Source organism: Sodalis ligni (genome assembly GCF_016865525.2).
GTDB classification, from domain to species: Bacteria; Pseudomonadota; Gammaproteobacteria; order Enterobacterales; family Enterobacteriaceae; genus Acerihabitans; species Acerihabitans ligni.
Genome location: NZ_CP075169.1, coordinates 2,583,676 through 2,609,967 on the forward strand (window position 1 = coordinate 2,583,676; position 26,292 = coordinate 2,609,967).

Annotated in this window: 23 protein-coding genes and 3 pseudogenes; 6 read left to right on the forward strand and 20 right to left on the reverse strand. The window is 58.6% G+C overall.

Going from position 1 to position 26,292, the window contains the following annotated elements:
* The first annotated feature begins 129 nt into the window (after window positions 1-129).
* A complete protein-coding gene (gene sodC, locus GTU79_RS12030) occupies window positions 130-654 on the forward strand; it encodes a superoxide dismutase[Cu-Zn] (RefSeq protein ID WP_203521755.1) in 525 nt (174 codons plus the stop codon).
* 27 nt (window positions 655-681) lie between these two features.
* Here sodC and GTU79_RS30275 read toward each other — a convergent pair whose 3' ends face one another.
* Together GTU79_RS30275 and GTU79_RS30280 are read right to left on the reverse strand one after the other, a co-directional pair.
* Window positions 682-1,059: a helix-turn-helix transcriptional regulator gene (locus GTU79_RS30275; protein ID WP_253073560.1), complete on the reverse strand. Its 378-nt coding sequence runs from the start codon at window positions 1,057-1,059 to the stop codon at window positions 682-684.
* Window positions 1,060-1,085: 26 nt separating this feature from the next.
* Window positions 1,086-1,415 (reverse strand): hypothetical protein, encoded by a 330-nt coding sequence (locus GTU79_RS30280; RefSeq protein ID WP_253073561.1) that lies wholly within the window; start codon window positions 1,413-1,415, stop codon window positions 1,086-1,088.
* A 394-nt stretch (window positions 1,416-1,809) separates the two neighbouring features.
* On the opposite strand from GTU79_RS30280, the gene GTU79_RS12040 reads away from it, so the two are divergent.
* The 5 genes and pseudogenes from GTU79_RS12040 (at window position 1,810) to GTU79_RS12055 (ending at window position 6,410) form a co-directional block, all read left to right on the forward strand.
* Complete coding sequence (locus tag GTU79_RS12040) at window positions 1,810-2,922, forward strand: DUF917 domain-containing protein (protein WP_203521753.1); 1,113 nt, start codon at window positions 1,810-1,812, stop codon at window positions 2,920-2,922.
* A pseudogene (locus GTU79_RS30285) lies at window positions 2,912-3,370 on the forward strand (hydantoinase/oxoprolinase N-terminal domain-containing protein); the annotation flags it as partial. The gene GTU79_RS12040 and the pseudogene GTU79_RS30285, both read left to right, overlap by 11 nt.
* A 190-nt stretch (window positions 3,371-3,560) precedes the next feature.
* Window positions 3,561-4,469: a hydantoinase/oxoprolinase family protein gene (locus GTU79_RS30290; RefSeq protein ID WP_253073562.1), complete on the forward strand. Its 909-nt coding sequence runs from the start codon at window positions 3,561-3,563 to the stop codon at window positions 4,467-4,469.
* Window positions 4,470-4,579: 110 nt separating this feature from the next.
* The gene (locus GTU79_RS12050) at window positions 4,580-5,179 is read left to right on the forward strand and encodes a hypothetical protein (RefSeq protein ID WP_203521751.1); all 600 of its coding nucleotides are present in this window, start codon (window positions 4,580-4,582) and stop codon (window positions 5,177-5,179) included.
* A 200-nt stretch (window positions 5,180-5,379) separates the two neighbouring features.
* Window positions 5,380-6,410: pseudogene (locus GTU79_RS12055) on the forward strand (IS630 family transposase).
* 17 nt (window positions 6,411-6,427) lie between these two features.
* Here the strand turns inward: GTU79_RS12055 and GTU79_RS12060 are convergent.
* The 18 genes and pseudogenes from GTU79_RS12060 to GTU79_RS12145 all read right to left on the reverse strand — a co-directional run bounded on the left by GTU79_RS12060 (window position 6,428) and on the right by GTU79_RS12145 (window position 26,281).
* Complete coding sequence (locus GTU79_RS12060; protein WP_214513967.1) at window positions 6,428-7,372, reverse strand: alpha/beta fold hydrolase; 945 nt, start codon at window positions 7,370-7,372, stop codon at window positions 6,428-6,430.
* Between the two features lie 80 nt (window positions 7,373-7,452).
* Window positions 7,453-7,986, reverse strand: a complete 534-nt coding sequence (locus GTU79_RS12065; protein WP_338091477.1) for a TetR/AcrR family transcriptional regulator — start codon at window positions 7,984-7,986, stop codon at window positions 7,453-7,455.
* A 118-nt stretch (window positions 7,987-8,104) separates the two neighbouring features.
* Window positions 8,105-9,271, reverse strand: coding sequence for a glycosyltransferase family 9 protein (locus tag GTU79_RS12070; protein ID WP_203521747.1), 1,167 nt, complete (start codon window positions 9,269-9,271; stop codon window positions 8,105-8,107).
* Window positions 9,222-9,938, reverse strand: coding sequence for a dihydromonapterin reductase (gene folM / locus GTU79_RS12075; protein ID WP_214514140.1), 717 nt, complete (start codon window positions 9,936-9,938; stop codon window positions 9,222-9,224). Before folM ends, GTU79_RS12070 begins: the two co-directional genes overlap by 50 nt.
* Before the next feature lie 172 nt (window positions 9,939-10,110).
* Window positions 10,111-13,262 (reverse strand): annotated as a pseudogene (locus tag GTU79_RS12080) (efflux RND transporter permease subunit).
* 54 nt (window positions 13,263-13,316) lie between these two features.
* Window positions 13,317-14,471 (reverse strand): efflux RND transporter periplasmic adaptor subunit, encoded by a 1,155-nt coding sequence (locus tag GTU79_RS12085; RefSeq protein WP_214513968.1) that lies wholly within the window; start codon window positions 14,469-14,471, stop codon window positions 13,317-13,319.
* 279 nt (window positions 14,472-14,750) lie between these two features.
* Window positions 14,751-15,239: an RrF2 family transcriptional regulator gene (locus GTU79_RS12090; RefSeq protein WP_203521744.1), complete on the reverse strand. Its 489-nt coding sequence runs from the start codon at window positions 15,237-15,239 to the stop codon at window positions 14,751-14,753.
* Between the two features lie 164 nt (window positions 15,240-15,403).
* Entirely contained in the window at window positions 15,404-17,026 is a 1,623-nt protein-coding gene (locus tag GTU79_RS12095) for a gamma-glutamyltransferase family protein (RefSeq protein WP_203521743.1), read from the reverse strand.
* Window positions 17,027-17,037: 11 nt separating this feature from the next.
* A complete protein-coding gene (locus GTU79_RS12100; protein WP_203521742.1) occupies window positions 17,038-18,564 on the reverse strand; it encodes a class I adenylate-forming enzyme family protein in 1,527 nt (508 codons plus the stop codon).
* Complete coding sequence (locus GTU79_RS12105; protein ID WP_214513969.1) at window positions 18,561-19,349, reverse strand: VOC family protein; 789 nt, start codon at window positions 19,347-19,349, stop codon at window positions 18,561-18,563. Before GTU79_RS12105 ends, GTU79_RS12100 begins: the two co-directional genes overlap by 4 nt.
* Window positions 19,350-19,358: 9 nt before the next feature.
* A complete protein-coding gene (locus GTU79_RS12110; RefSeq protein WP_132921943.1) occupies window positions 19,359-19,775 on the reverse strand; it encodes a PaaI family thioesterase in 417 nt (138 codons plus the stop codon).
* A gap of 180 nt (window positions 19,776-19,955) precedes the next feature.
* The gene (locus GTU79_RS12115) at window positions 19,956-20,210 is read right to left on the reverse strand and encodes a hypothetical protein (protein WP_214513970.1); all 255 of its coding nucleotides are present in this window, start codon (window positions 20,208-20,210) and stop codon (window positions 19,956-19,958) included.
* A 643-nt stretch (window positions 20,211-20,853) separates the two neighbouring features.
* On the reverse strand, window positions 20,854-21,870 hold the full coding sequence (locus GTU79_RS12120; RefSeq protein ID WP_214513971.1) for a quinone oxidoreductase family protein: 1,017 nt from the start codon (window positions 21,868-21,870) through the stop codon (window positions 20,854-20,856).
* A gap of 9 nt (window positions 21,871-21,879) precedes the next feature.
* On the reverse strand, window positions 21,880-22,860 hold the full coding sequence (locus tag GTU79_RS12125; protein ID WP_132921940.1) for an ABC transporter substrate-binding protein: 981 nt from the start codon (window positions 22,858-22,860) through the stop codon (window positions 21,880-21,882).
* 5 nt (window positions 22,861-22,865) lie between these two features.
* Window positions 22,866-23,639, reverse strand: coding sequence for an ABC transporter permease (locus tag GTU79_RS12130; protein WP_214513972.1), 774 nt, complete (start codon window positions 23,637-23,639; stop codon window positions 22,866-22,868).
* Window position 23,640: 1 nt separating this feature from the next.
* On the reverse strand, window positions 23,641-24,408 hold the full coding sequence (locus tag GTU79_RS12135; protein ID WP_214513973.1) for an ABC transporter ATP-binding protein: 768 nt from the start codon (window positions 24,406-24,408) through the stop codon (window positions 23,641-23,643).
* Window positions 24,405-25,136 carry a GntR family transcriptional regulator gene (locus GTU79_RS12140; RefSeq protein WP_132921937.1) on the reverse strand — a complete coding sequence of 244 codons (732 nt, stop codon included), beginning with the start codon at window positions 25,134-25,136 and terminating at the stop codon, window positions 24,405-24,407. Before GTU79_RS12140 ends, GTU79_RS12135 begins: the two co-directional genes overlap by 4 nt.
* Window positions 25,137-25,447: 311 nt before the next feature.
* Complete coding sequence (locus GTU79_RS12145; protein ID WP_203521736.1) at window positions 25,448-26,281, reverse strand: glycosyltransferase family 8 protein; 834 nt, start codon at window positions 26,279-26,281, stop codon at window positions 25,448-25,450.
* Window positions 26,282-26,292 lie beyond the last annotated feature (11 nt).

The following is a 26,292-nucleotide window of genomic DNA, read 5'->3' on the forward strand; positions in this document are numbered from 1 at the left end:
TGTTACCCAGTCTACCCACCTGCTTGTCAACCGGGTGTAAATCCCCTGTGTCGGCTATGATTGACTCATGCGCCGCCGGCGCTTTTGTAAAAAACCATCTGCTGTTTTCGACGCTATAGGAGGAAATCTATGGGGCGTATTATCATATTTATGCTATTGGTGTTGTTTGCCGGACCGTTATGGGCCCAGCCCAACCCGGTGGTGCATACCGGTACCCTGATGGGAAGGGACGGTAAAAGTCTGGGTAAGATAACCGTTACCGAGGCGCCAAAAGGGGTGATCTTGCGTATCGAGGCGACGGGCATATCCCCCGGCTGGCACGGCGTGCATTTCCATGAAAAGGGATCGTGCAGCGCCAAGGATAAATTCAACGACGCCGGTTCCCATGTGCACAGCGAGATGCCCGTGGTGCACGGCATCCTGAACGGCAACGCCAACGACGCGGGGGATTTGCCCAATGTGTTTGTCGGCGCCGACGGCAAGCTGACCGTGGAACTCTATTCCACGCTGGTGGCGGTGAGTCCCGGCAACGGACGTCCCGCCTTGCTGGATCAGGACGGTTCTTCCTTGATTATCCACGGCAAACCCGATGATTACGAAAGCCAGCCCATCGGCGGCGCCGGCGAACGTATCGCCTGCGCGGTGATCCAGTAAATCCGCCGCCGGTTGTTACCGGCGGCGTCACCCGTCATCGTTGGTAAGCATCCGGCTGCCGGGGCTGAAGAATTTCTGCGGGATAAAGCGGTCAAAACCTTTCTCTTTGCAAAATGCCTGGAATTGGCTGAGGTTATGCACATCGGCTTTTTGATAAATCTGTTGTAATTTATTCTCTATGGTCCGGTGCGAACGGTTGAGTCGTTTGGCGATATTTTTACTGGGCATGGATTGCAGGGCGAAAAAAATCACGTCCAGTTCTCCTTCAGTAAACAGATTTTCCGGCGGGTAGAAGCGAAAGAATCCCGGCTGCTCGCCGTTGAGATGCTTTAGCAGAGAGAAGTTTTCAAATTGCCGGGCATGAAATATTGTGCCGACACATTGGGCCGTGGAATTGTCAAACAAAGGAAATTTATCAAAATAATAAGGCTTTAATATTTGCTCAGGACCATAGCAATGAATTTCCAGCGAACACAGCCGGTCTTGAACCGCCAGGGTATTACGATCGTGCTCTTTGAAAACCAGGCAAATCTCGCAATGGAGCACGGCAGTTCATCATCATAATATCCTTCAATACTCATTGATGCAGGATTAATATTGATCAGCTCATAATAAGCTTTATTTGCATAAACATACTGCGAATAGATATTTTTAACGCCCCAGGGTTCCCTCGATGTCTCCCATAAAAGAAGAAGCTGCTGCGATATATCGATGGAATACTTTTGAAAGGCTTCAAAGGCTTGACTGATATTGCGATCCATTTATCTATCATCCAATATATTATTATCTGAAATATCAATTGACCTTGCCATCAGTCAATCGGTGAAAAACAGACGTAAACGGCCAATAAAATATTTGAAAAATAATTAAATATTAAATGAATGATGTTTATTTTATTATATTATAGTTGACGATAATGCCTTTTGCGTATTTCATCAGTGTGCGTTTCCTTTTTTTAACAAAAAACTGGCGGTACCACAAATTTTTATGCTTTAATTTGTCTTCTTTTATCAGAATGTTATTTGAACGAAAGAATAATATCATTTTTTATTATTTTTTTTCGTTCCGAGCACGTCTTGATTATTCATGGCGTCCCGGAGCAATACCCGCGGGCGGCTATTTTGAGATCAACCCTATTACCAGTCGGGATCTGTTATGCGCCTATTGGATAAACACGCGATTGAACATATCAGTATCGGCGCCTCGCTTATGGCGAGCGGCGGCGGCGGCGATCCATACATCGGCAAAATCATGGCGCTGAAGGCCATAGAGGAACACGGCCCGCTGGCATTGGTTTCCGTCGGGGAGCTGTCGCCGGATGATTTGCTGCTGTCCACCGGCATGATAGGGTCGCCCACGATCATGATGGAAAAAGTGCCGAACGGTAATGAATCCGTCGCCGCCTGCCGGCTGATGGAAAGGCGGCTGGGCAGGAAAATCGCCGCTATCTATCCCATCGAGGCCGGCGGAATCAACTCCCTGCTGCCGCTGGCCACCGCTTCGCGCCTGGGCCTGCCGGTGGTGGATCTGGACGCCATGGGACGGGCCTTCCCCGAGTTCCAGATGACGACATTTCATCTCGAGGGCGTGGGGGCGTCGCCTTTTGTCGTGGTCAACGAAAAATACGATTCCTGCGTGGTGGAAGCCGACGACAATCATATGGCGGAGAAGTTTGCCCGTGCGGTTTCGGTGAAGATGGGAGGCGCGGCCATTTTTGCCGCTTATCCCGTTTCCCCGGCGCAGGCGGCGAGATCGGGCATTACGGGATCCCTGAGCTTTATGCAGAACGTCGGCCGGATGGTGGAGCAGGCACGCCGCGATAAATCCGGCATGGTATCCATGCTGACGAAGGCGCTGGGGGGCTATGTCTTGTTCCGCGGTAAGGCCGTCAACGTGGATCAGCGCAGTGAAGGAGGCTTTACCCTGGGGGTGGCGGCGTTCGCCGGCGTGGATGACCAAAAGGGCAGGCAGTTCGAGGTTTATTTTCAAAACGAATATCTGCTGGCCCGATGCGGGGCCGCTCCGGTTTGCATGACCCCCGACCTGATTATCCTGTTGGATGAGGATACCGGCCTGCCGATCCTGAGCGAACGATTACGCTACGGCGTGCGGGTGGCGGCATTGGGCGTCCCGGCCAACGAAAGATGGCGCACGCCGCGCGGCATCGAAGTGGCAGGCCCCCGCTATTTCAATTACGACACTGATTTTATCGCGGTTGAAACCTTGGCCGCCGGAAACGGGGAACATGACCATGACCATGACATATAGAATCGGAATCGACGTCGGCGGAACCAACACCGATGCCGCCTTGCTTAACCGGCATAGCATCGTTGTCGCCCGTACCAAGCGGCCCACCACGGCGGATATCATGTCGGGAATCGACGATGCCATAACCGCCTTGCTCGGCGAGGCCGATATCGATAAGTCCGCCATCAGGCGGGCCATGCTCGGTACGACCCACTGCACCAACGCCATTGTTGAACGCAAGGGCCTGAACCCGCTGGCTCATTTCCGGCTGGGGGCGCCGGCTACCCTTGCCATACCGCCGTTAAGCGATATTCCCGACGATTTGCGCCGCCTGTTGTCAGACCGGCTGTTTATCGTGGGCGGCGGTTACGAATATAACGGCGACCCGCTGGCGCACCTTGACGAAGCGCTGATTCGCAGATACCTGCGGGAAGTGAAAGGGCAGGTGGATTCGATTTCCGTCTGCGGCGTCTTTGCGCCGGTGTCGGACGTCCAGGAACGGCGGGTGGCGGTGCTGGCGCGGGAAGAGCTGGGGCCGGAGATTGCTCTTTCCCTGTCAGGAGAAATCGGATCCATCGGTTTACTGGAGCGTGAAAACGCCTGTATTTTAAATGCCGCGCTGCATGGTGCCGTCCGCGATATCACCGAGGGGTTTCGATATGGCGCTGCGCCGGCACGACATCCACGCGGAGATTTATTTCGGGCAGAACGACGGCACCCTGATGACGCTGCGGCAGGCGCGGGCCTTCCCCATACATACCGTCGCCTCCGGTCCCACCAACAGCATCCGCGGGGCATCGTACCTGGCGGACGTGCGTGATGCCCTGGTGGTGGATGTCGGCGGTACCACCACCGATATCGGCATATTGTCGAAAGGGTTCCCGCGGGAATCGAGCCATGCCGCGGAAATAGGCGGAGTGCGAACCAACTTTCGCATGCCGGACATTATTTCCATCGGGCTGGGGGGCGGTTCCATTGTCACGGTGGGCGCCGGCAACAGCATCCGTATCGGCCCTGAAAGCGTGGGATATGAATTAACACGGCGCGCCTTGATTTTCGGCGGCGACACCATAACCGTCACCGATATTTCGGTGGCGAAGGGTCTGATGCATCTGGGAGATAGCCGGCGGATCCGGCATTTATCCGCCGAACTGGTGGAGCGGGCTTATACGCGCTATGTCGGCATGGTGGAGGATGCGATAGACCGGCTGAAAACCCAAGACGATCCCATACCGGTGATTCTGGTGGGGGGCGGGGCCGGGTTGCTGCCCACCCGATTGCGGGGCGCCTCGAAGGTTATCAGGCCGGTGAATGCCGATGTGGCCAATGCCGCCGGGGTGGCCCTCGCCCAGGTCAGCGGCAGCGTCGATACCATTGTGTCCCTGAGACACCGGGATCGGGAGAGCTGGCTGGCGGATGCCGCCCTCATGGCGCGGGCAGCGGCCATCACGGCGGGAGCGATCCCGGGCACCGTCGAAATCATCGATCTTGATACCTTGCCCCTGGCCTATATGCCCGGCAATGCCGTGCGCATACGCGCTAAAGCGGTGGGGAGCCTGAAGTTCTGAAACGACGGAGCCGGGGGGTATTCGTTACTCTATACCCGGATATCTTCGCTTCTTAACATGGAAGAACCTTAACCTGTAATGATGCGCATGTAGTGTGCGGGAGAAGTAGCATGTGTAATTCCGGTTCCTGCTTTTACCAATTCCTGTTCAAAAGCAATCTCGAGTTCAGCCGAAAGTGTGACGGCAGTACGGTGATTTACGGCACCCTGAATTTAACCTCCAGCGGTATTACCCATATACCCCCAAAGCTTGTCGTCATAAATTCAATTATCATAAGATATTCCCAGCTGGAAAGTTTACCCAGCGAGCTGCGGGTCATTGAAGATCTGGACTTGAAAAACTCGCCCATCAAAACATTGCCCGAGGATTTACAAGTGGGCGGCAATGTATTTCTGGAAAATTCCCAAATAAGCGAATTACCGGATAACCTGAGCGTCGAAGGCGGTTTGGATCTGGAAAACACGCCCATTGCTACCTTGCCAAAAAACCTTTTTGTCGGTGATTACCTCAATATCCAGGGGACTAACATCACTGCCTTGCCGGAGGATTTGTATGTCGGCCGGAATCTGCTGCTGGATGCCGATAAAATTGCCCATAACGCCGCTTTTGCACAAATTCTGGCGCAAGGGGTAATCTGGCCGCGCCAAGATTGGGGAGGGGGTAAGCGCGTCACCGCCCGGACTGAGGCCGGGCACAGCGCGGTCTACTGAACAGGCACGGGCAAAGGCGTTCCATCACACCTTGGCGCGCCATCGTTTATGCCGGCAATCGGCGGCGCGTAATGACGCATAAAGCTCTGCCCGTGCAGCTAAATAACTGCGCCTAATAGTAGATCACCGAAGGGAACTCAATCCGGTTTGAGCGATCTGATCAATCGCCAAACATCACAAATCACCAACCGGACTGAGTTATGCCGATCATAGCACCCATACCCAGAAATGAACGACGCCAGATGCAAAAAATTGTCCAGAAAACGGCAGATAAGAATCATGCCAGACGCCTTATCGCCATGTTGATGTTGCACCGGGGTGAATCGCTGACTTGCGTTGCTAAAACCCTATGTGCCGCCCGTTCTTCCGTCGGACGCTGGATTAATTGGTTCACGTTATTTGGTATTGAAGGCCTGAAAAGTCTGCCACCGGGCCGTCAAAAAAAATGGCCTGTCGACGCCATGCTGCGAATGCTCAATTTGCTTGTTCAGCGCTCCCCGCAAGATTTTGGCTATCTGCGCTCACGCTGGAGTACCGAGATGTTAACGATTGAAATTAATAAGTTATTTAACTCTACGTTGCATCCTGGCTCACTTCGCCGTTGGTTGCCAGGAGCCGGCATTGTCTGGCGCAGAGCAGCTCCGACCTTGCATATTCGGGATCCTCACAGGGAAGAAAAGCTGGCTGCAATTGATGAGGCATTGGCAAAGAACAGTGCTGAACATCCCGTGTTTTACGAGGATGAAGTTGATATCGATCTCAACCAAAAATCGGCGCGGACTGGCAGAAAAAGGTCAGCAGAAACGCATCCCTACGCCGGGTAAAATGAAAACATTACCTTGCAGGTGCGCTGCATGCTGGAACGGGCAGAGTGGATTACGTGAGTGGAACACGTAAAACTCAGGCTTGTTCATCGATATGCTATGCCAGCTGAAAAGCACGTATCGCAGCGCCAAAACGATCACCCTTATTGTCGATAATTACATCATTCACAAAAGTAAAAGACATTGAAGTGGTTGAAGAAGAATCCAAAATTTATTCTTATTTATCAGCCGATTTACTCGCCATGGGTGAACAAAATAGAGCTCTTATGGTTAGCATTACACGAAACGGTGACCCGCAATCATCACTGTAAAACAATGTGGGAGTTACTAAAAATGTCAGACAATTTATGAAAACCGCATCACCTTTCCCAGGCAACAAACCTGGACTAACAAAAGTGGAGCGGTAATAGGCGCAGTTATTTAGTCACTCCTCGTCAAAAGCCATCAGCTCCCGGGCGACTGACGCAGGTTGCTCTTCCGCAAGAAAGTGGCCGCAGGACACGATCGTGCCGCCACGCACGTTATCGACAAATGCCTTGAGCGCAGCAGCCATGTCCGCAATAGAACCTTGGTCTGAACCAAGGCCCAGCACCGGCATATTCAGTTTTCCCCGTGCGCTGAGTTCCCGGTTTTGCTGCGCGGACAAATCTACCGCGCGGTAATAGGCGAGACCGGCGCGCAAACCGCCGTCCTTCCTGAAAACGCGCAAATACTCTTCCACGTCACTGTCCGAAAAAGTATCGGGATTAGCGGTCTTTCTGCGCAGGAACCAATTTAGATACTCGCGCTCTTTGCCCGTAATCAACGTCTCCGGCAGGTCGGGCACCGCATGAAACGCGAAGTGCCAGGTGCGCCACGCACGCTGCGGCGCGGTCGGCAGAGCATCCGGCAGGGTTATCCCCGGAATGCCCGCATCAAGCAGTACCAGACGTCTCACTTCGTTGCCAAAAAGTGCCGAATACGAATATGCCACCCACGCGCCTACGTCGTGGCCCGCCATGAAATAGCCGCTGACGCCGAGTTGCTGCAATAAGCCATGAACCGAAAGAGCCAGGCTTTTCGTGTCGTAGCCGGTCAACGGACGGTCGGAATCCCCTTGTCCGGGCAGGTCCAGCGCTATTATCCGATAGCGCCCGGCGAGCAGCGGCATGACCTTGCGCCATGCGTACCAGCTCTGTGGAAAGCCGGCGAGAAGGACAACCGTGTCGCCGTCTGCGCGTCCTCCCGATACGTAATGCAGCCTCACACCGTCGACGGCGGCGAATCGATGCGTGAAACCGTGCAGTCCGGCGGCCGGGCGGGAAGCCGGTTCGGCCTCAATCATTCGAACCGTTGAGGGAGAAACCGGGTTGGATTGCGGCTGTGTCATAAATGCTCCTGGAGAAAGTGATAAATAAGATTTCATGCTGCCGGTATTTGGAAATGATCAATTCCAAATTGGTTAAATTTTTAACTGAGCAGGCGCATGGCCTGTTCGGCCGCCGCCAGCATTTCAGAACGGGCGCGCCCGGCCTTGCCGATCACACGAAACCCCTGCAGCATGCTCAGCAACAGACATGCGGTGGCCTCCGTATCGATTCCCGCGGGAATGGAGCCATCGGACTGGCCGAGCCGGATCAGGCCGCACAGTATTGACTCCACGCGATGCAAGGCGCTTGTCACGAGGTCAGCCATCGCTGAATCAAAGGTAGCGAGCTCGATGGCGCTGGCCGCAACCAGACAGCCGCGCCGGCCTTCTTCGCCGTGTGAGGTCTCGGCGTAGAAGATGAGCATGGCTCTTAGCTTGTCGAATCCCGTGGTCTCGGTTTCCAGGCGCTTTTCCAACTGCGCATGGCGCGTGCTGGTATAGCGGTGAAATGCACGGAGAAAAAGCTCGCGCTTGTCGCCGAAAGCTTTATAAATGCTGCCGGCCGACAGCTGCATCGCCGCACTGATATCGGTGATGGAGGCTGAGCTGAAACCGCGTTCGCGGAACAACGGCACTACCGCATCTATGGCTGCGTCAATGTCGAATTCTCGCGGCCGGCCCGCGCTGCGCGGGGACTTTGGTGATATAGGCGATGTAGGCATGGCAGTATAATAGGAAACGATCGTTTCCTAGTCAAGGGGCATCGTCGCCGGCCGCTCGATAAGCTGAGGGGTTTATGCCGACAGGGGCGATAGACTCCACGTCCAGCTTTTGATACGCCTGCTCCAGCAGGGCGATATCCTGCGGGCGCGCGCTGGCGTGCATGTTGCGCACCGTCGGCACATCAAGAGCTATCGGCCGGCATAAGGTATAATCCCTGACCCGCAGTTCCGGCGGGATAGAGGTAAAGATAGCCGTCGACGGTACGTCAAACCCCGCCGCCGCATGTACCGCCGCCGAATCCGACGAGAGGACGAAGCGGGCATGCTTTATCCAGGACAGGAACTGTGGGGTATCGGTTGCATATCCGGCTATATCAACATAATGGGCAGAGTCCAGCGGACCGAAGCCCAGCACCGGGCAGGCGAAGCGCCGCCATAGGCGCTCCACAAAGGATTTATGCATCATCACCGGGATACTGCGCAGCGGAGTACTGGCGCCGGGGCAAAACAAGACATACTCATTTTCCCGCCAGGGGGCGGGCGGCAGCGGCAGACAGAGGCGCTGCAGCCAGCGGTTAGCCTTGAGGCCCGTCGGCACGGCGGCGGGATCAACCCCCAATGAGCGGAGAAAAAAGTCAATCATCGGCATGGCGGCAAAGGCCGGCCGGAAAAGATGATTGCCCAAATCGATACGGGGCTCTGGACCGCACACTTCCGTCAGCGTCCGGGGCAGCCAGCGCATTTCCCCAATGATGCCGGCCGCCATGTGATAGAGCGACTCCACATAGGCCGGCGCCCGGCCAGGCCGGTAAAGCACCGCATGCAGGGCTGGATTGAAAAAGCGCAGCGCCTCGACGGCGGTGAGGCCGATAATGGAATCACCGAGGGCCACCCCCATGCCGTTGACGATATGCACGGCGGACAGGCGCGCATAATCAAGAGTAAACGCCGCGGCCGCGGCATTAAAAAAGCCGGCCTGGGAATATAAGCTGCGATAGCAGCCGATCTCCCGCTGCTGCTCGATATCGTAAGAGGCCACCACGTGCCCGTCGCCGGTTAACAGGCTGCCGGGATGAAACAGCGCGTCATCGCCGCTTATGATGTCCGTGGCAATACCCTCCCTGGGTTTAACCCCATGGGTAACAGCTTCAGCGTAAACATCTGCCGCCGTCCAGGCCGAGGGTCTGGCCGGTGACATAACGGCTTTTAAACAGATAATTCACCAGATCCACAATTTCCATTTCTCCCGGTTCAATCTTCATCAGGGTTTTATTCAGCACATGCCGGCGATATTCCTCATCGTCCTGCTCATTAAACAGAATCAGGGCCGGGGCGATGGCGTTGACTTTGACATCGGGGGCCAATTTGCGGGCAAAGGACCGGGTCATATTGTCCAGGGCGGCCTTGCTGGCCGCATAGGCGATATGTTTTTTGCTGCCTTTTTCAACGGCGAAGTCGGTGATATGAATGATATCCGCCGCCGCATGCCCCTGGTCCCGCAGGCAGGGTTCGAGGGCCAGGTTTAGCAGATAGGGGGTATAAACGTGAATTTGCAGCATCGCGGCCATGGTGTCTTCCGGCGGCGTTTCCGCGCTTTCCGCCACCCATGCGCTGGCATTATGGATAATCGCCCGCAGCTTGCCGCTATAGGCCTTGACCTGTTCCGCGAAGGCGTAAATACCGCGGTTATCCGAAAAATCAGCCTGTATACAGTGGGCGCCCAGGGATGCCAGCGTATCGAGTGCCGGGTAGTACTGGCGGTAACTGACGATGACCGGAATTCCCTGTCGCAGCAGGGATTCCGCCAACGCCAAACCGATACGGCGCGCACCGCCGGTAATCAGTAACGGCGCGGGGGGGGGTATCTTTGGCAAACACGTCTCCTGAATTCATTGGCTTATACCCGCCATACTTCAGGTTGCAGGTGCTTCGCCTGTCCTGCAACCCGAATTACCGTGGGTATGGTGTCATGGAATTCCGACATTATATCGACAAAAATTTCCCGCGCTCCACTACTCTTTAATCCAGGTCTATAACTCAGGCGGTCAGGCTTTCCCTCACCCTGCTTTTACGGCTGACCAGGGTGCGCAATGCGACATAAAACACCGGGGTCAGGAACAAACCGAACAGGGTGACCCCCAGCATGCCGGCGAATACCGTAATGCCGGTGACGCCGCGCACTTCCGCGCCGGCGCCATGGCCCAGAATCAGCGGCACGGTACCGGCAATGAAGGCGATGGAGGTCATGACAATCGGCCGCAGCCGCAGGCGGCAGGCTTCCAGTGCCGCCTCGACAATGCTTCGGCCCTGCATTTCCAGTTCGCGGGCGAACTCCACAATCAAAATAGCGTTTTTACAGGCCAGACCCATCAATACCACCAGCCCCACCTGGACAAAGACATTATTGTCGCCGCCGGTGAGCCAGACGCCGAACAGCGCGGAGAGCATGGTCATGGGCACAATCAGGATCACCGCCAGCGGCAGCGTCCAGCTCTCATAAAGGGCCGCCAGCACCAGGAACGCCAGCAACACCGCCACCGGGAAGACGATAAGCGCCGTATTGCCCTGGGTGGACTGCTGGTAGCTCAAATCGGTCCATTCGATATTCATGCCGAAGGGCAGCACATGGCTTGCTATCGCGCTTACTTTTTCCATTGCCTGGGCGGAGGAGAGAATACGCGGATTGGCGTCGCCGATAAGGTCCGCCGCCGGGTAACCGTTATAGCGGATCACCGGATCCGGTCCGTATGTGGTGCCCAGGGTCACCATGCTGCCGATGGGCACCATTTCCCCTTTATTGTTGCGGGTGCGCAGATTGGCGATATCGCCGGTACTCTGGCGGAACGGGGCGTCCGCCTAGGCGAAGACCTGCCAGGTGCGCCCGAATCGGTTAAAGTCATTGATATAGGTGGAACCCAGATAGGTTTGCAGCGTAGCGAACAGTTCGGTGAGCGGCACTCCCTGCGCCTTGGCTTTATCCCGGTCGACGCGGGCGTCCAGCTGCGGCACATTGGCCTGATAGGCGCTGATGGGGAATTGCATCCCCGGCGTCTGGGCAATGGTGCCGGACATGGCGTTAACCGCGTTTTGCAGCGCGCCGTAGCCCAGGCCGGCGCGGTCCTGGATATACAGTGAATATCCGGAGCCCTGGCCCAGGCCCAGAATGGGCGGCGGCATGATGGAAAACGCAAAGCCTTCCTGAATCTGGCTGATTTTGGCGTTGATCTCGGCGTTGATCTCAAGGGCGGTGCGATGCCGTTCGCTCAGGGGTTTCAGGGCGAAAAATACCGTGCCGGTATTGGGTGTATTGGTGAATTGCAGAGCGTTAAGACCCGGAAACGATACCGCGTCGCTGACGCCTTCGGTATTCATGCCCATGGCGCTGATTTTGCGAATGACCGCATCGGTACGGGCCAGGGACGATCCTTCAGGCATTTTCACGCCGGCGATGAGGTAGAGTTTATCCTGGGTAGGGATAAATCCGCCCGGCACCGCTTTAAACATCACCCCCGCGCCCACCAGCAACAGGATATAGACCGCGAATACCGCCCCGCGCCGGTTGAGGGTGCGGGCGACGGCGCGCTGATAGCGATGGGAGCCGGAAGCGAAAAAGCGGTTAAAGGGCCGGAACAGCCAGCCGAGCAAATGGTCTATCAGGCGCGTCGGCATGTCTTTCGGCGCGTCGTGGGACTTCAGCAGCAGGGCCGCCAGGGCCGGCGACAGCGTCAGGGAATTGATGGCCGAAATCACCGTGGAAATGGCGATGGTCACCGCGAACTGCTTGTAGAACTGGCCGGTCACGCCGGACAGAAACGCCATGGGGACAAACACCGCGCACAGCACCAGCGCGATGGCGACAATAGGGCCGGACACCTCGCGCATGGCCTGGTGGGCGGCTTCCACCGGGCTGCGTCCCTCGGAGATATTGCGCTCGACGTTCTCCACCACCACGATGGCGTCATCCACCACGATGCCTATGGCCAGCACCAAGCCGAACAGGCTGAGCGTATTAAGGGAAAAGCCCAGCAAATAGAGGATGGAAAAGGTGCCGATGACGGATATGGGCACCGCCAGCAGCGGGATAATCGACGCGCGCCAGGTCTGCAGGAACAGGATGACCACCAATACCACCAGTATCACCGCCTCAAACAGGGTCTGGATCACGGCGTGAATGGAGTCGCGCACGAAAATGGTCGGGTCGTAAGGGGCTTTCCAGGTCATGCCCTGGGGAAAGCGGGTGGCCAGTTCGGCCATTTTTGCCCGTACCGCGTTGGACAGGTCGATGGCGTTGGCGCCGGGGGACTGAAAGATGCCGATGCCGACCGCTTCCTGGTTGTTTAACTGGGAACGCAAGGCATAGCTGCCGGCGCCCATTTCAATGCGGGCCACATCCCGCAGCCGTACCACCTCGCCGTCATCGCCGCTTTTGAGAATGATATTGCCGAACTCTTCCTCGTTTTCCAGCCGGCCCCGGGCATTGATGGATAATAAGAAGTCGCTGGTGGTGGGCATGGGCTCAGCCCCCAGCTGACCGGCGGAAACCTGCACATTCTGTTCGCGGATAGCGGCCACCACGTCCGAGGCGGTCAGTCCGCGCGACGCTACTTTTTGCGGATCGAGCCACACGCGCATGGCGTACTCGCCGGCGCCGAACACCTGGATTTGACCGACGCCGGGCAGGCGGGCCAGTTCGTCCTTGACGTTGAGGGTGGCGTAATTGCGCAAATATAATGAATCATATTTGCCCGACGGGGAGGTCAGATGTACCACCAGGGTCATGGTGGGGGATTGTTTCTGGGTGGTGACGCCCTGGCGAACCACATCGTCGGGCAGCCGGGCCTGAGCCTGCGCCACCCGGTTTTGCACCTGCACCTGGGCCTGATCCGGGTCCGTACCGGGGCGGAAGGTCACGGTGGTCACCAGGACGCCGTCCGAACCGGCGACGGATTTCATGTACATCATGTTTTCCACGCCGTTGATCGCTTCTTCCAGCGGCGTCGCCACCGTTTCGGCGATTTCCTTTGGATTGGCGCCAGGATATTGCGCCCGCACCTGCACGCTGGGAGGCACCACCTCAGGATATTCGCTGATAGGCAACAGCGGGATGGCAATAATGCCGGTGACAAAAATAATGATAGATAAAACGGCGGCAAAATTGGCCGATCGATGAAAAACCGGGAAAAGTCCATGGCAGCGGGTTCCTTGACGGGCCTAGTTAAGCACGGTGGCGGCTGGAGCCGAGGTCATCGGCACGTTTTGGCGTTAACCGGCATGCCGGGCATGAATATTTTTTGCACGCCGTCGATGACCACCCTATCGCCGGGCGCCAGTCCTTCCTGTACCACCAGCATGCCGTCAAATTCGCGGCCGGGGGTGATATCGCGCCGTTGCGCTTTGCCCGTGCTGTCCAGCACGTACACGAACTTGCGGTCCTGGTCGGTTACCACGGCTTTGTCGTCAATCAGCATGGCATTGAAACGTTGACTTGCGGGCAATTGCACGCGGGCGAACAGGCCGGGGGTAAAGCGCCGATCGCGATTGTCCAGCAATGCGCGCATGCGAATGGTGCCGGTGCTGGGGGCTAGCTGATTATCGAGAAAATCGATTTTGCCGGTGTGGGGATAGCCCTCTTCACCCACCAGGGCGATGTGCACTTCCTGCGGGCGATTGCCGCCGTTGGCCCGGGCCAGCCCCTGATAGCGCAGGAAGGTGCTTTCATCCACATCAAAATAGACATACACCGTATCCAGGGAGACCAGGGTCGTGAGCACGCTGGCGCTGTCGCCGGCGGTGACCAGGTTGCCGGCGGTAATCTGCGCGCTGCCTGCGCGGCCGTCGATGGGGGCGGTAACGCGGGTGAAATCCATATTCAACTGGGCGGTATCCACCGCGGCCTGGGCCGACAGCACATTGGCCTGGGCCTGTTCGGCGGCGGAGCGGCGTTGTTCGCCCTGTTCCGCCGAGACGGCGCTGGTGCTCAGCAGTTTTTCCGTGCGTCCCGATTCGCTGCGGGCCAGCTTCGCCTGGGTAACGGCGCCGGCAAGTTCCGCCTTGGCCTGTTGCAGGGCGGCGCGGTAGGTGCGGTCGTCGATGGTGAAGAGCACATCGCCCTTATGGACTTCCTGGCCTTCCTTGAAATTCACCCGGTCGATATAGCCGGATACCCTGGGCCGCAGCTGTACGCTTTGCACCGCTTCGACGCGGCCGTTAAAGGTATCCAGCGGCTCTATTTGCTTGAGCAAAACCGGGGCGACGCTGACGGAGGGCGGCGGCGGGGCGGTCTGCACCGCGCTGCCGGCATCACAGCCGGCCAGTTGCAGCGCCAGCAGCACAGCGGGTAAAACCAGGCTGTACCTGGCATGTTCCAAGGGGTAGCGAAAAACGTTAATGTCTGTCATGGAGGAAGCCCTGATGTTAAGAAGATGCGCTGAATCCAACGGCATCCTCGATGATTTAATTGCAACTATTATAAATACACTTAAAGCGCAAATTGTAGGAAGGCAGTTAATAAAATGCAAGTGTTATTGTTGCTTTTTAAGGCGCTAAAAAGAGGGTCTATAACGAGCCGCTCCGGGCATGGCGGGCTGCTTCGGATCTATTATGTCCAGTACGTTATAGTAAAGTGATGAAATCGTTTTGCCCGAAAGGGCGGTATCTGCCCATCGATGAGGGGGGGATTAATCCGCCGGGGGAAGATTCGCCGATGCCGGCGCGGCGCCGCCGTCCTGCGCCGAAAGGCGGCGATCCTTTTCGTGCAGTTCCCGCAGGGCATCGGCGACGGTACGCCGTGCCAGTACCTCAAGGCAGGCCTGCTCGGCTTCGCCGGCCAGTGTGTCGAAAAACCAGCCGGTATTGGCCGACACCAGGCAACACTGCGGTACGTCGGGACGCTTGCCCCACAGCGGCTTGTCGTCCATGACGGACAGATAAATATCCTGCAGGGAGATTTGGTCCGCCGGCCGGCCGAGATGGATGGAACCCTGGCGGCCGTGGGTGGACATAATGATTCCGTCCCGGGTCAGCGGCACCATCAGTTTACGGACAAAACTCGGGTTCGCCTGTAAACCGGTGGCAAGAATGGCGCTGGTGGCCCTGGTTCCGTTCTGCTGAGCGTCGGCAACGCTCAACACCATTTGCAGAGCGGTGGGAAAGCGTAGATCAATCATGTATTCATTCTCGCGCTGTCCGGAGAATTAGCTTTATTAAAATCCATTTTTAATAGTTACATATCTGCGACGGAGAATCCAGTCCCGGTTTATTATACCGCAGGAGAATATCGGTTGCCGAGGATATTGCCGGCCCAAACCGGCCGCTCGGCTACGGCCGACGATCAGAATCCCACCGCTTGCCCATCCCGACGGGTGTCGCTGGCGGCCACGTAGCCGTGATCGCTGTCGGTTGACAGCCGCCAGATAAACTGGCCAGAGCCGAAATCCATATAGGGATCGTTGACAGTATGGAGCTGGTGCCCCTGCTGCTGCAACTGCGCCATCACCGCCGGGTCAAAGGTGGATTCCAGATCCAGGGTAAAATCACGGTTGACCTTCCAGCGGGGCGCATCGCAGGCCGCCTGAGGCTGCTGATGAAAATCCAGCATCCGCACCAGCGTCTGCACATGGCCCTGCGGCTGCATGTCGCCGCCCATCACGCCGAAACTCATCTGCGCCCGGCCGTCCTTGGTGAGGAACGCCGGGATAATGGTATGGAAAGGCCGCTTGCCCGGCGCCACCACGTTTGCCGAACGCGGGTCGCTGGAAAATCCCGCGCCGCGGTTCTGCAGGCTGACGCCATACTCCGGCACCACCACCCCGGATCCGAAGCCCATATAGTTGGATTGGATAAACGACACCATCATGCCGCTCTCGTCGGCGGTGCTGAGATAGACCGTTCCGCCGGCGGCGGGCCTGCCCGGCTGGGGCAGGGCGGCCTTGCGCGGATCTATCATGGCCGCGCGTTGGTCCAGATACGCATCCGCCAGCATATCGGCGGGAGTGATTTCCATGGCGGCCGGATCCGCCACGTAGCGGTAAACATCGGCAAAGGCCAGCTTCATGGCCTCGATTTGCAGGTGCTGAACCTGGGCGCTGTCCAGCGGCAGTGACGACAGATCGAACCGCTCCAGAATCCCAAGGGCTATCAAGGCGGCGATGCCCTGGCCGTTAGGGGGGATTTCATGCACTTCGTAGCCGCGATAGGTCCGGCTGATGGGGGTGACCCACTCGGGACGGTAAGCCGCCAGATCTTCCAGGGTCATGCCGCCGCCGGTGCCCTTGGCCCAGGCTACGATATTTTCGGCGATTTCTCCTTCATAAAAAGCGCGGCCGCCCTGGTCCGCCAGCAGCCGCAAGCTGCGGGCGGCGCCGGGAAAGACAAATTTTTCCCCGATGGACGGCGCCCGTCCGGCGGGCATAAAGGTTTGCGCATAACCGGGCTGCGCCGCCAGTATCGGCACCGCCGCCTGCCATTTGCGGGCGACTATCGGCGCGATGGTGACGCCGCGCTCCGCCGCTTCGATAGCGGTTTGCATCAGCTGTCCAAAGGAGAGCCGGCCGAAGCGCCGGTGCAATGCCTCCCAGCCCGCCACGGCCCCCGGCACCGTCACCGCGTCCCAGCCCCGTTCCGGCCGCCGCGCCAGCCCATGGTCGTCTTCGCCGTAGCGCTGGCGGAAATAGTCCAGGTTCCAGGCGGCGGGGGCGGGCCCGGAGGCGTTTAGCCCGTGCAGCTGCGTCCCGTCCCACACCAGCGCGAAGGCATCGCTGCCCAATCCGTTGGAGATGGGTTCCACCACCGTTAAGGTGGCGGCGGCGGCAATGGCGGCGTCCACGGCGTTACCGCCCTCCAGCAGGGCGCGATTGCCGGCCTGGGCGGCAATGGGATGGGAGGTCGCCACCACGTTGCGGGCGAATAACGGCGCACGGGTGGTGAGATAGGGGTTATGCCAATCAAAACTCATGGGATGCTCCGTTATTGTTGGTTAATGCGCCGCTCGGCTTCCCGTTGCAATGCCCGGCGATCCACTTTATTGGAACCGGCGAGGGGAAAGCTGTCCACCAGCCAGATATGCCGCGGGTGGAGGTAGGCGGCGCCGTGGCGCAAGGTAAACTGTTTCAGTTCCTCCGTCGTCGCGCTATGTCCCGGCCGCAAAATCACCCAGGCCGTGGGTTTGGTTCCCTTGATGTCGTCCGGCACCGGCACCACGCAGGCCTGCTGTACCGACGGGTGCCGCTCGATGATTTGCTCCACTTCGCCGGGGTAGATGTTTTCCCCGCCGCTGACGAACATATCGTCCACGCGGCCGACAAAGGTATAAAACCCGTTTTCGTCACGGCTGAAAACATCGCCGGTAATATAAAAACCGTCATCGGTAAACGGCGGTTTGATATCGGGACGCTGGTGATATCCCTGCATCAGGCCGGGGCTTTTCATTTCCAGTACGCCGGTGTTATCCGTCAGATTGCCCTCGCCGTCCCGCAGGCGGACCTGAACCTCTGGATGGGGATAGCCTGAGGATTGCAGTGGAGTGGGGATACCCTGGGGATGAGGACCGAACACCACCGGACCGCCCTCGGTGGTGCCGAAGGCATTGATGATGCGGGCGGAGGGCAGCAGTTGCCCGATTTGCGCATAAAGGGTGGCGTTCACCGGGGCCGATCCCATGCGCACCACCCGGACGCTGGACAGGTCGCTGTGCTGCAGCAGGGCTTTTTCCCGTAGCATCATGGCGATCATCGGCGGTACCGCGGTCAGCCAGGTACAGCGATAGCGGGTAATGGCATCGATATAGGCCGCGGCGCTGAACTGGGGCAGCAGCACGGTGGTCACATGGCTGGCCAGGGTCAGCAGCACCAGCGCCAGGGCGTTCATATGGTACAGCGGCGCGGCAATCAGCACCCGCTCGCCGGTGAGTTCCCGGTTGGCCAGCCGGCTGCGCACCACCCACAGATGGCTGGCATGGGTCAGCCGCACCCCTTTGGGCATGCCGGTGGAGCCGGAGGTATAGAGCAGCAGCGCCAGATCTTCCGGTCCGGGGTTAAAGAGGGGCAGCGCGCCGGGGTCTTCAAACGCCTTCAGACCGTCAGCCTGTGAAGAGCGGAATACCACGCGAGGAATGGCGTAGCCGGTGGCGGCCAGGTGATCCGGGTCCCCCATTAGCAGACGCGCGCCGCTGTCGCGTAAAATATTCTCCTGGGTTTCTACCGGGAATTTGAAGTTGACGGGTACCGCCACCAGCCCGGCGCGCAAAATGCCCAGCAGGCTGGCGACATAATCAATGGAGTTGCGGCCGAGAATGGCGATGCGATCGCCGGGGGAAAACCCGCGGGCCAGCAGGGCGCGGCCAATGCCGTCCGCCCGTGCGTCCAGTGCGCCGAAGGTCAGCCGTTCATCGCCGCCGCCGTCCAGCGGAGCGATAAAAGCCAGTTGGCCGCCGTCCAGGGCGGGATCGATCAATGCGCCCAGATTGGTGGTCTTGGGCAGGATTAGCTCTGTCATGGCAAGAACTCGAGTAAGGTCATTAAATCGGGCAGGGCTACCTGCAGCCGTTCTCCCTCCCGGCGCACGGGCATGCCCATGGCCGCCGCATCACGGGCGATGCGCTCGCCGTCGCCGCCGCGCATTCTTATGGCGGCGAACAGGCTGTCCCGCCCGGCGGGCGGCTGGATTAATCCGCCGCAGCGGCGGGCGGATTCGTCGCGATGCATGATAGTCAGCCGGAATCGTTCATCTGTATCGCCCAGCCGGCGGAAATGCTGTTTTTGCTGTTCCGGCTCGTCGGCCACCAGGGTCAGTTCGTCGATGGCGCTGACCCCGTTTTGGTGCGATAGCCATTCGGGGCGCCAGACCCACTCCGGGGTATGGTGTTGACAGAAATAGACCCGTCCGGCGGGGAATTCCCCGGCGGCGAGGCGAACGGTGGTGAAGCGGGCCACTCCCCGTGCGTCTTTGCTCACTACCTCGCGGGAGAAAGATTGCACCGGCTGCAAGGAAAACTCCGCCTGGCTCAGATGCCGGGCGGTGTGGGCGGCGTCGGGGCTTGCGAACACCAATCCGTCGATTCCGGGCGGGCTTTCCAGCAGTTCACGGCGAATTTTGTCTCCCTGGGTCGGCAGGCCCACCAGTTCCAGATAATGTCCGGGGAACATTATCAGGTAATTTAGCGAACCCAGGGAGTGGACGCCGCGGGGCGTGAGGGTGAACCCCAGTCCGCGGAAGATGTCCGCCGTCTTTTCAACGGCGAAGTGGCTGTTTATCACCAGGTGATCAAGGGAGAGGTTCATGTGGTTTCCTCAGGCGGTGGCGGTGGAGTAGAGTCCCCGTCCGCTGGCCACCAGCGCGCCTTCGCTGTCGTAAATCCGGGCTTCGGCGCTGGAGAATTGTTTGCCTATTTTGATGACCTGGCCGACGGCGGTTAAATTTCCCCGTGCCGGGCGATGATAGTCCACCCGTAAATCCAGGGTGGGTACGCCTTTGCCGGTATAGGCCACCAGTGACCAGTCGGCGGTGAGATCCACCAGCGCGGCGAGAATGCCGCCGTGGATGTAACCGCCGGCTACGTTCACTATCCACTCGTCGCGAAAGCGGGCCTGGATCTTGATTTCCCCTTTACCCACAGACAGGACTTCGAGGCCCAGCCATTGGTGGTAGGGGCCTTTTAACAGCCGGGCCTGTACGTCGGCGGCGTCGGGAATCTGAATCTCTGCCATATCTTACTCCTCAAGAATGTTGAAATTTGAAGGCGGTGGGCGGGTGCGTTGTCACGTCCGGTGATAGCGGGCCTACCATGCCATGGGGCGCTCCAGCGGGCGGTAAAACCACGCCCGCGTCGACCCCATCGGCAAGGTCTCCCTTTAACAGGCTCGCTGTCACGTTCGGTGATAGCGGGCCTACCGCGCCATGGGGCGCTCCGGCGGGCGGTAAAACCACGCCGCTTCGACCCCATCGACACGGTCTCCCTTTAACAGGCTCGCTGTCACGTCCGGTGATAGCGGGCCTACCATGCCATGGGGCGCTCCGGCGGGCGGTAAAACCACGCCCGCTTCGACCCCATCGACACGGTCTCCCTTTAACAGGCTCGCTGTCACGTTCGGTGATAGCGGGCCTACCGCGCCATGGGGCGCTCCGGCGGGCGGTAAAACCACGCCGCTTCGACCCCATCGACACGGTCTCCCTTTAACAGGCTCGCTGTCACGTTCGGTGATAGCGGGCCTACCGCGCCATGGGGCGCTCCGGCGGGCGGTAAAACCACGCCGCTTCGACCCCATCGACACGGTCTCCCTTTAACAGGCTCGCTGTCACGTCCGGTGATAGCGGGCCTACCATGCCATGGGCGCCCCCAGCGGGCGGCACACCCCCGCCCGCGTCGCCCCCGTCGCTCCCGTCCCCCGTGAACAGGCTCGCTGGCACGTTCGGTGTTGGCGGGCCTACCGCGCCATGGGGCGCTCCGGCGGGCGGTAAAACTACGCCCGCTTCGACCCCATCGGCACGGTCTCCCTTTAACAAGCTCGCTGTCACGTTCGGTGATAGCGGGCCTACCACGCCATGGGGCGCTCCGGCGGGCGGTAAAACTACGCCCGCGTCGACCCCATCGGCACGGTCTCCCTTTAACAGGCTCGCTGTCACGTCCGGTGATAGCGGGCCTACCATGCCATGGGGCGCTCCAGCGGGCGGTAAAACCACGCCCGCTTCGACCCCATCGGCACGGTCTCCCTTTAACATGTTCGTTGTTACGTTCAGTGTTAGCGGGCCTTCCGCGCCACGGGAGTCCGTGGATCCGGTAATTTGTTACGGTGTCACTATGACCTTGCCCAGCACTTCGCGGTCGCGGATCAGCCGCAGCCCTTCCGCCGCCTGTTCCAGCGGCAATACCCGGTCGATCAGCGGGTCGATGGAGCCGTCGGCAATCATGTCCAGCAGGGCGGAAAGGTCTTCTTGGTAAAAGCTGTTTGAGCCCTTGACGGTGAGTTCAAAACTCCAGATATAGCGCAGGTCTTCTTTCGGGTCGTAGCCGGCGGTGGCGCCGCACACCAGCAGCAGGCCGCCCCGCTTCAGGCATTTTAGCGAGGGGCGCCAGGTTTCGCCGCCGGTGAAGTTGATCACCACGTCTACGCCGCCTTCATAGCTGCGGCGCTGCGGTTTGCCGTAATGTTCGATGGCCCATTTGGAGAAATCCGTTTCGCGGTAATTCACCACATGATCCGCCCCCAGCGCTTTCAATGCCTGGGCCTTTTCTTCGCTGCCGGCGCAGGCGATCACTTCGGCGCCCAGATGTTTGGCCAGGATGGCGCGGGCGGTGCCCACGCCGCCGCTGGCGCCGAGTATCAGTACCCGATCGCCTTTCTTCACGGTGTTATGGGTGACCAGCATGCGATGGGCGGTCCCGTAAGCCACCGGCAGGGCCGCGGCCTGGGGAAAGTCTACTCCCGCCGGCAAGCGGATAAGCTGCTTGGCGTCCACCGCCGCATATTCCGCCATGCCGCCGTCGGTCATTTCACCCATGAGGCCCACGCCGGGCTTCAGCGGATTCACCAGCACGCGATCGCCGATTTTCCAGTCGCTTACATCCGGCGCCACCTCGGTGACGGTACCGGCCAAATCGAGGCCGATAACCACCGGCAGGGGCACCTTGATGCCCGGCATGCCGCGCACGGTGAAAACGTCATGGTAGTTGAAGGAAGATGCTCCCACCCGCACCACCACGTGACCGGCGGCGGCCGATGGGCGGGGTTTATCATCAATCACCCGCAGCTCGTCGAGATCGCCGTGCTGGGTCAGGACTAGGGCTTTCATGGTATCGCTCACAACTCACTCCTATTTGATGGATTTGGCGGCCAGGTAGGGACGATTATCGAACAGGTCGTCTTTTAACTCGCCTTTGATGGCGCCGCTTTGCAGAAATACGCTGTGCTGCCGTTTCAGTGTGTCGATATCGGCCGGTTCAAAGGTGAGACGATTCATGCTGTCCCAGCGGCCCATATAAACACGGGCGTCTTTTTCCGGCAGGTTGGCCTGTTTTTGCAAAATGGCCGCCGCCGCGTCGGGATTGGCGTGGCCCCAGGCCAACGTATCTTTAAGGGCGGCAATCACCCGGGCCACGGCGTCGGGATGTTTGTTCAGATAGTCGCCGCGCACCGCGCCGACGCCGATGTAGGGCACCGCGTCGGTGTGGGTGAGTTTTTTCCATTCGTCGGCGAAGCTGCCGATGGGGGTCACCTTAAGCTCGTCGAGCTGATCGATGGTTAACGAGCGCAGGGCGGCGGCATCGATCTGCTTTTGCGCCAGGAACTGGGCCAGACGGGACTCATTGCCGCCGATCAGGGAAAAACCGTCCGGTTTGATGCCGTAGTTTTCCTGCAATATCGTGGCGGCGATAACCGCCACCGACGAGCCCGCCGGCGACATGCCGACTTTTTTACCCGCCAGCTGCTTGAGGCTGGTGATGGGGGAGCCGGCCGGCACGACAAACTGTACGTCCGCCGGCTGGGTGGCGGCGAAAATCTTGATGGGCACCCCTTCGGCGGCGGTGCTGAACACGCCCGCCAGGGGCGCGCCGAAGGCCAGGTCGATGGAGCCGGAGGCCAAGGCTTTAATTGGCGCGTTAACGTCGGGGAAATGCACAAATTCAGCGTCGATGCCACGTTTGGCCAGGAAATTCTGGCTTTCCAGCACCGCGCCGTAACCCAGGCTGACGCCGCTGGTCCAGTAACCGATGCGTATTTTATCCGCGGCCTGGGAACCTGCCGCCAACAGCAAACCGGCGGCGAGGGCGGCGGCCAATAATACTTTCTTCATGATAATCAATCCCGTGTGCGCTGTTTCCAGCGGAAAAGGTAACGTTCAAGGGGTTTTAGCAGGCCCCCTTCCAGCAGCAGCATCAACGCCACCAGCAGCAGGGTCCAGGCAAATACCTGATCGGTTTGCACCAGGTCCCCGGCCTGGCGCAGGCGATAGCCGATGCCGTCGGAGGACCCCAAGGTTTCCGCCACCAGCGAGACCCTCCAGCCGAAGCCGAAGGCCAGCCGGGCGCCGGAAAAGAAATAGGGCATGATGGTGGGCAGATAAATCTTCCACAGGGTTTGCAGGCGGCCCATGCGAAAACTGCGCGCCAGCTCCACGTAGTGGGCATCCACGGTTTGCGCACCTTGCCAGACATTGGTGAGGATAAGCGGCATGGCGGTCATGAACACCACGAAAATCGTGGTGGCGTCGGAGATGCCGAACCAGATGATGGCAAAGATGGCCCAAATCGCCGAAGAGACGGTATTGAATACCGCCAGCAGCGGCTCGAAAAACTGCGCTAGGGCGCGATTGGCCCCTAGGGCCAGGCCCAGCAGGGTGCCCACCAGGGTGGCCAGTAAAAAACCGGACAGGACCCGGGAAAAGGTGATGCCGATATCGTGGAACAGCCGGTGTCCTTGCCACAGCGCCACCAGCGCCTGCCAGGTCTTGTCCGGGCCGGGCAAGACGAATGACGGCATGCGCCGGGAGGCCAGCCACCAGACGGCGGCGAAAATGGCAATCAGCCCCAGCCGCTGGACCACCAGGGTTAATAGAGGGGAATTCGATTTCATCCTATACCTCAAGCCTTAGCAACCGAGCCTGTTCGGCCACCTCGGGACTGGTGGGCACGCGGGGGTGCGGCAGGGCGATGCGATGGATATGATGAATATGGCCGGGATTGGGCCGCAGGATCACCACCCGGTCAGCCAGCACCACTGCCTCTTCCACATCGTGGGTCACCATAACCACGGTCATGCCGGTCAGCCGCTGGATCCTCAGCAGTTCGTTATGCATGACGCTGCGGGTTTGCGGATCGAGTTTGGAAAAAGGCTCGTCCATCAACAAAATCTCCGGTTCCGCCACCAGGCTGCGCGCCAGCGCCACCCGGCTGCGCATACCCCCTGACAGCTGGTGCGGCCAGGAATGTTCAAAGTCTTGCAGGTTAACCAGGCGCAGCACCTCCTCGACCCTCTTTTGCCGCTCGCTGCGATCGTAGTTGCCGTTTTCCAGCCCGAAATGGATATTTTTGCCCACCGTGCGCCAGGGCAATAAGCGGTCCTCCTGAAACAGGTAGCCGACGGTCTGCCAGCGGTTGAACTGCGCCGCGGGCCGGTCCTGGATAAGGAGCTGGCCCTCGTCCGGCGGCAACAGGCCGGAGAGGATGTTCAGCAGCGTGCTTTTGCCGCAGCCTGAGGCCCCCAGCAGGGCGATGATTTCTCCCGGACGCACCTGGAAGGAGATATTTTCCAATACCCGCAGGGGCCCGAAGCTTTTACCGATGCCCTCGACGCGAATAACCTCCGCCCCGGCTTCCTGTGGTTCCCGTAACGAGACGCTCATTGGAACAGGCTCCTGTCGAGGATGGGCAGCAGCGCACCCTCTTTGCTCAGGGTGGCGTAGACTTTTTCCAGCGTCATGGCCTGGAAGGTTTCGATATGGCGCCGGGCAATCAGCTCCACCCGCCGGGCATCCCCTTCTTCGAACGCCGCAATCATGGCGTTATGATCGTGTTTGATCTCCGGCTTGACCTTTTGCACGTTGAACCCCAGCGCCACCAGCCGGGACATTTCGTCCATCAGGCTGGACAGCGTACGGATAAGGTGATTGTTGCCGGAGGCTTCGACGATGGCCAAATGAAACCGCTTGTTGGCGTTCATAAAGACCGTGATCTGCTCAGGCAGCGGCGCCTTTAGCTCAACGCGACAGGCGGCTTCCAGCTCCTTGAGCAGGCTGATATCCACCCGGCCTACCGCCAGCCGGGCGGCCAGGGGTTCGAGCTGGGCCCGCAGAGTAAAGATCTCCTCCACGTCCTGCACGGTAATGGGGGCGATGCGATAGCCTTTACGCGGGCGGGATTCCACCAGATGCTCATGACACAAGCGCGCCAGCGCCACCCGACAGCTGCTTTTGCCAATCAGGTACATTTCCATTAATCCCGCCTCGGTAATCAGCGAACCCGGTAATAACCGGCAGCGCAGAATATCGTGGCGAATATGCTGATAAGCGCTATCCCCTAAGGACAGCTCTTTTCCTGCCGAAGCAGCGGGCGTCTTGAAATCTACTGACATCTGACCATCTCTTCATTATTTTGTGAGCAGCTCACAGAATATCTCTGAGGTGCTTAACATTGAGGGAGTCTAAAAGGTAAATTATCACCAGCGCCAATAACAAATATGTATTTGCTTAGCTGTAAAAAGACTTTACTGAGCAGCTCAGAGAATTAACCTTGCACTGATAAAGGTTATTATCCGCCGCAGTGAGCTGCTCACGGAATTAACTTTTTAAGTAAAGAGAATTTATGAACTGATGGCTTTTAGAGGGAGTCGGAACGGAGGCTCCCCATATCTCCGGCATAACGACAGCGCTGGCGATTTTAGCGTTAGCCGATTTGGCGATAGGTTTTCCACCATAGCTGGTGCAATTCATTATAGGGGTTATTGTCGTCCTTGCCGTTATTATCCTGCCAGGGTTTGGATAAAATATAATGAAGATTTTTTACCTCGAATATATTCCATAGGGAAGCATGCTGTACGGAAAGCGTTTTTAACGCATTATAAATATAAGGCAACGGCAGCCAGCGGCCGGTAAAATACTCATTTAACAGATCCTGCTCGGGAAATTGATAAGCGGCGAGATCGCTAATGGCGGCAACCTTGTTTTCCAGCTCGGTGGCGGTAGAGTCGTTCGGCGTCAGCAGCATGAATCCGGAATTGAAATAGGGACTAAATCGCCGTGGCAGCGGCGCGCCGTTGTGTTCCGGCAGGTAGCTGTAATAACAGTTGGCCGGTACCCAGTCCCGAGGATAGGTGGCGATGCGATGCGGGTTGCAGCGGCAGGCGTGGCAGGCGGCGATATGTCCGTCAGGCAGCGGAAAATCAAAGACTTCGTCGATGTTTTTCATCGCCAACATATCCGCATCCACAAAGGCCAGCCGCCCGAATTCCGTTATCCGCCAGGCCGCCAATTTTGTCCAGACTTCTGAAAACCGGGGATTGGCGTAATTTCCCGGCACCCCGGCACGGGGGGCGACGGGCTTCACCTGACGCACCAGACAGCCTTCATCCGTTAATAACCGGCGGCTGTGTTCATCGATATTTTCCGTTACCATCACCACCAGGGGATAACGGGTGCGGGTATTTTCCAGGGATTTACGCAGGGTTCTGACGCCCGGCAGATAGGACGGCTGAGTGAATAGTGTTATCCAAGCGGGCATATTTTTCCTCC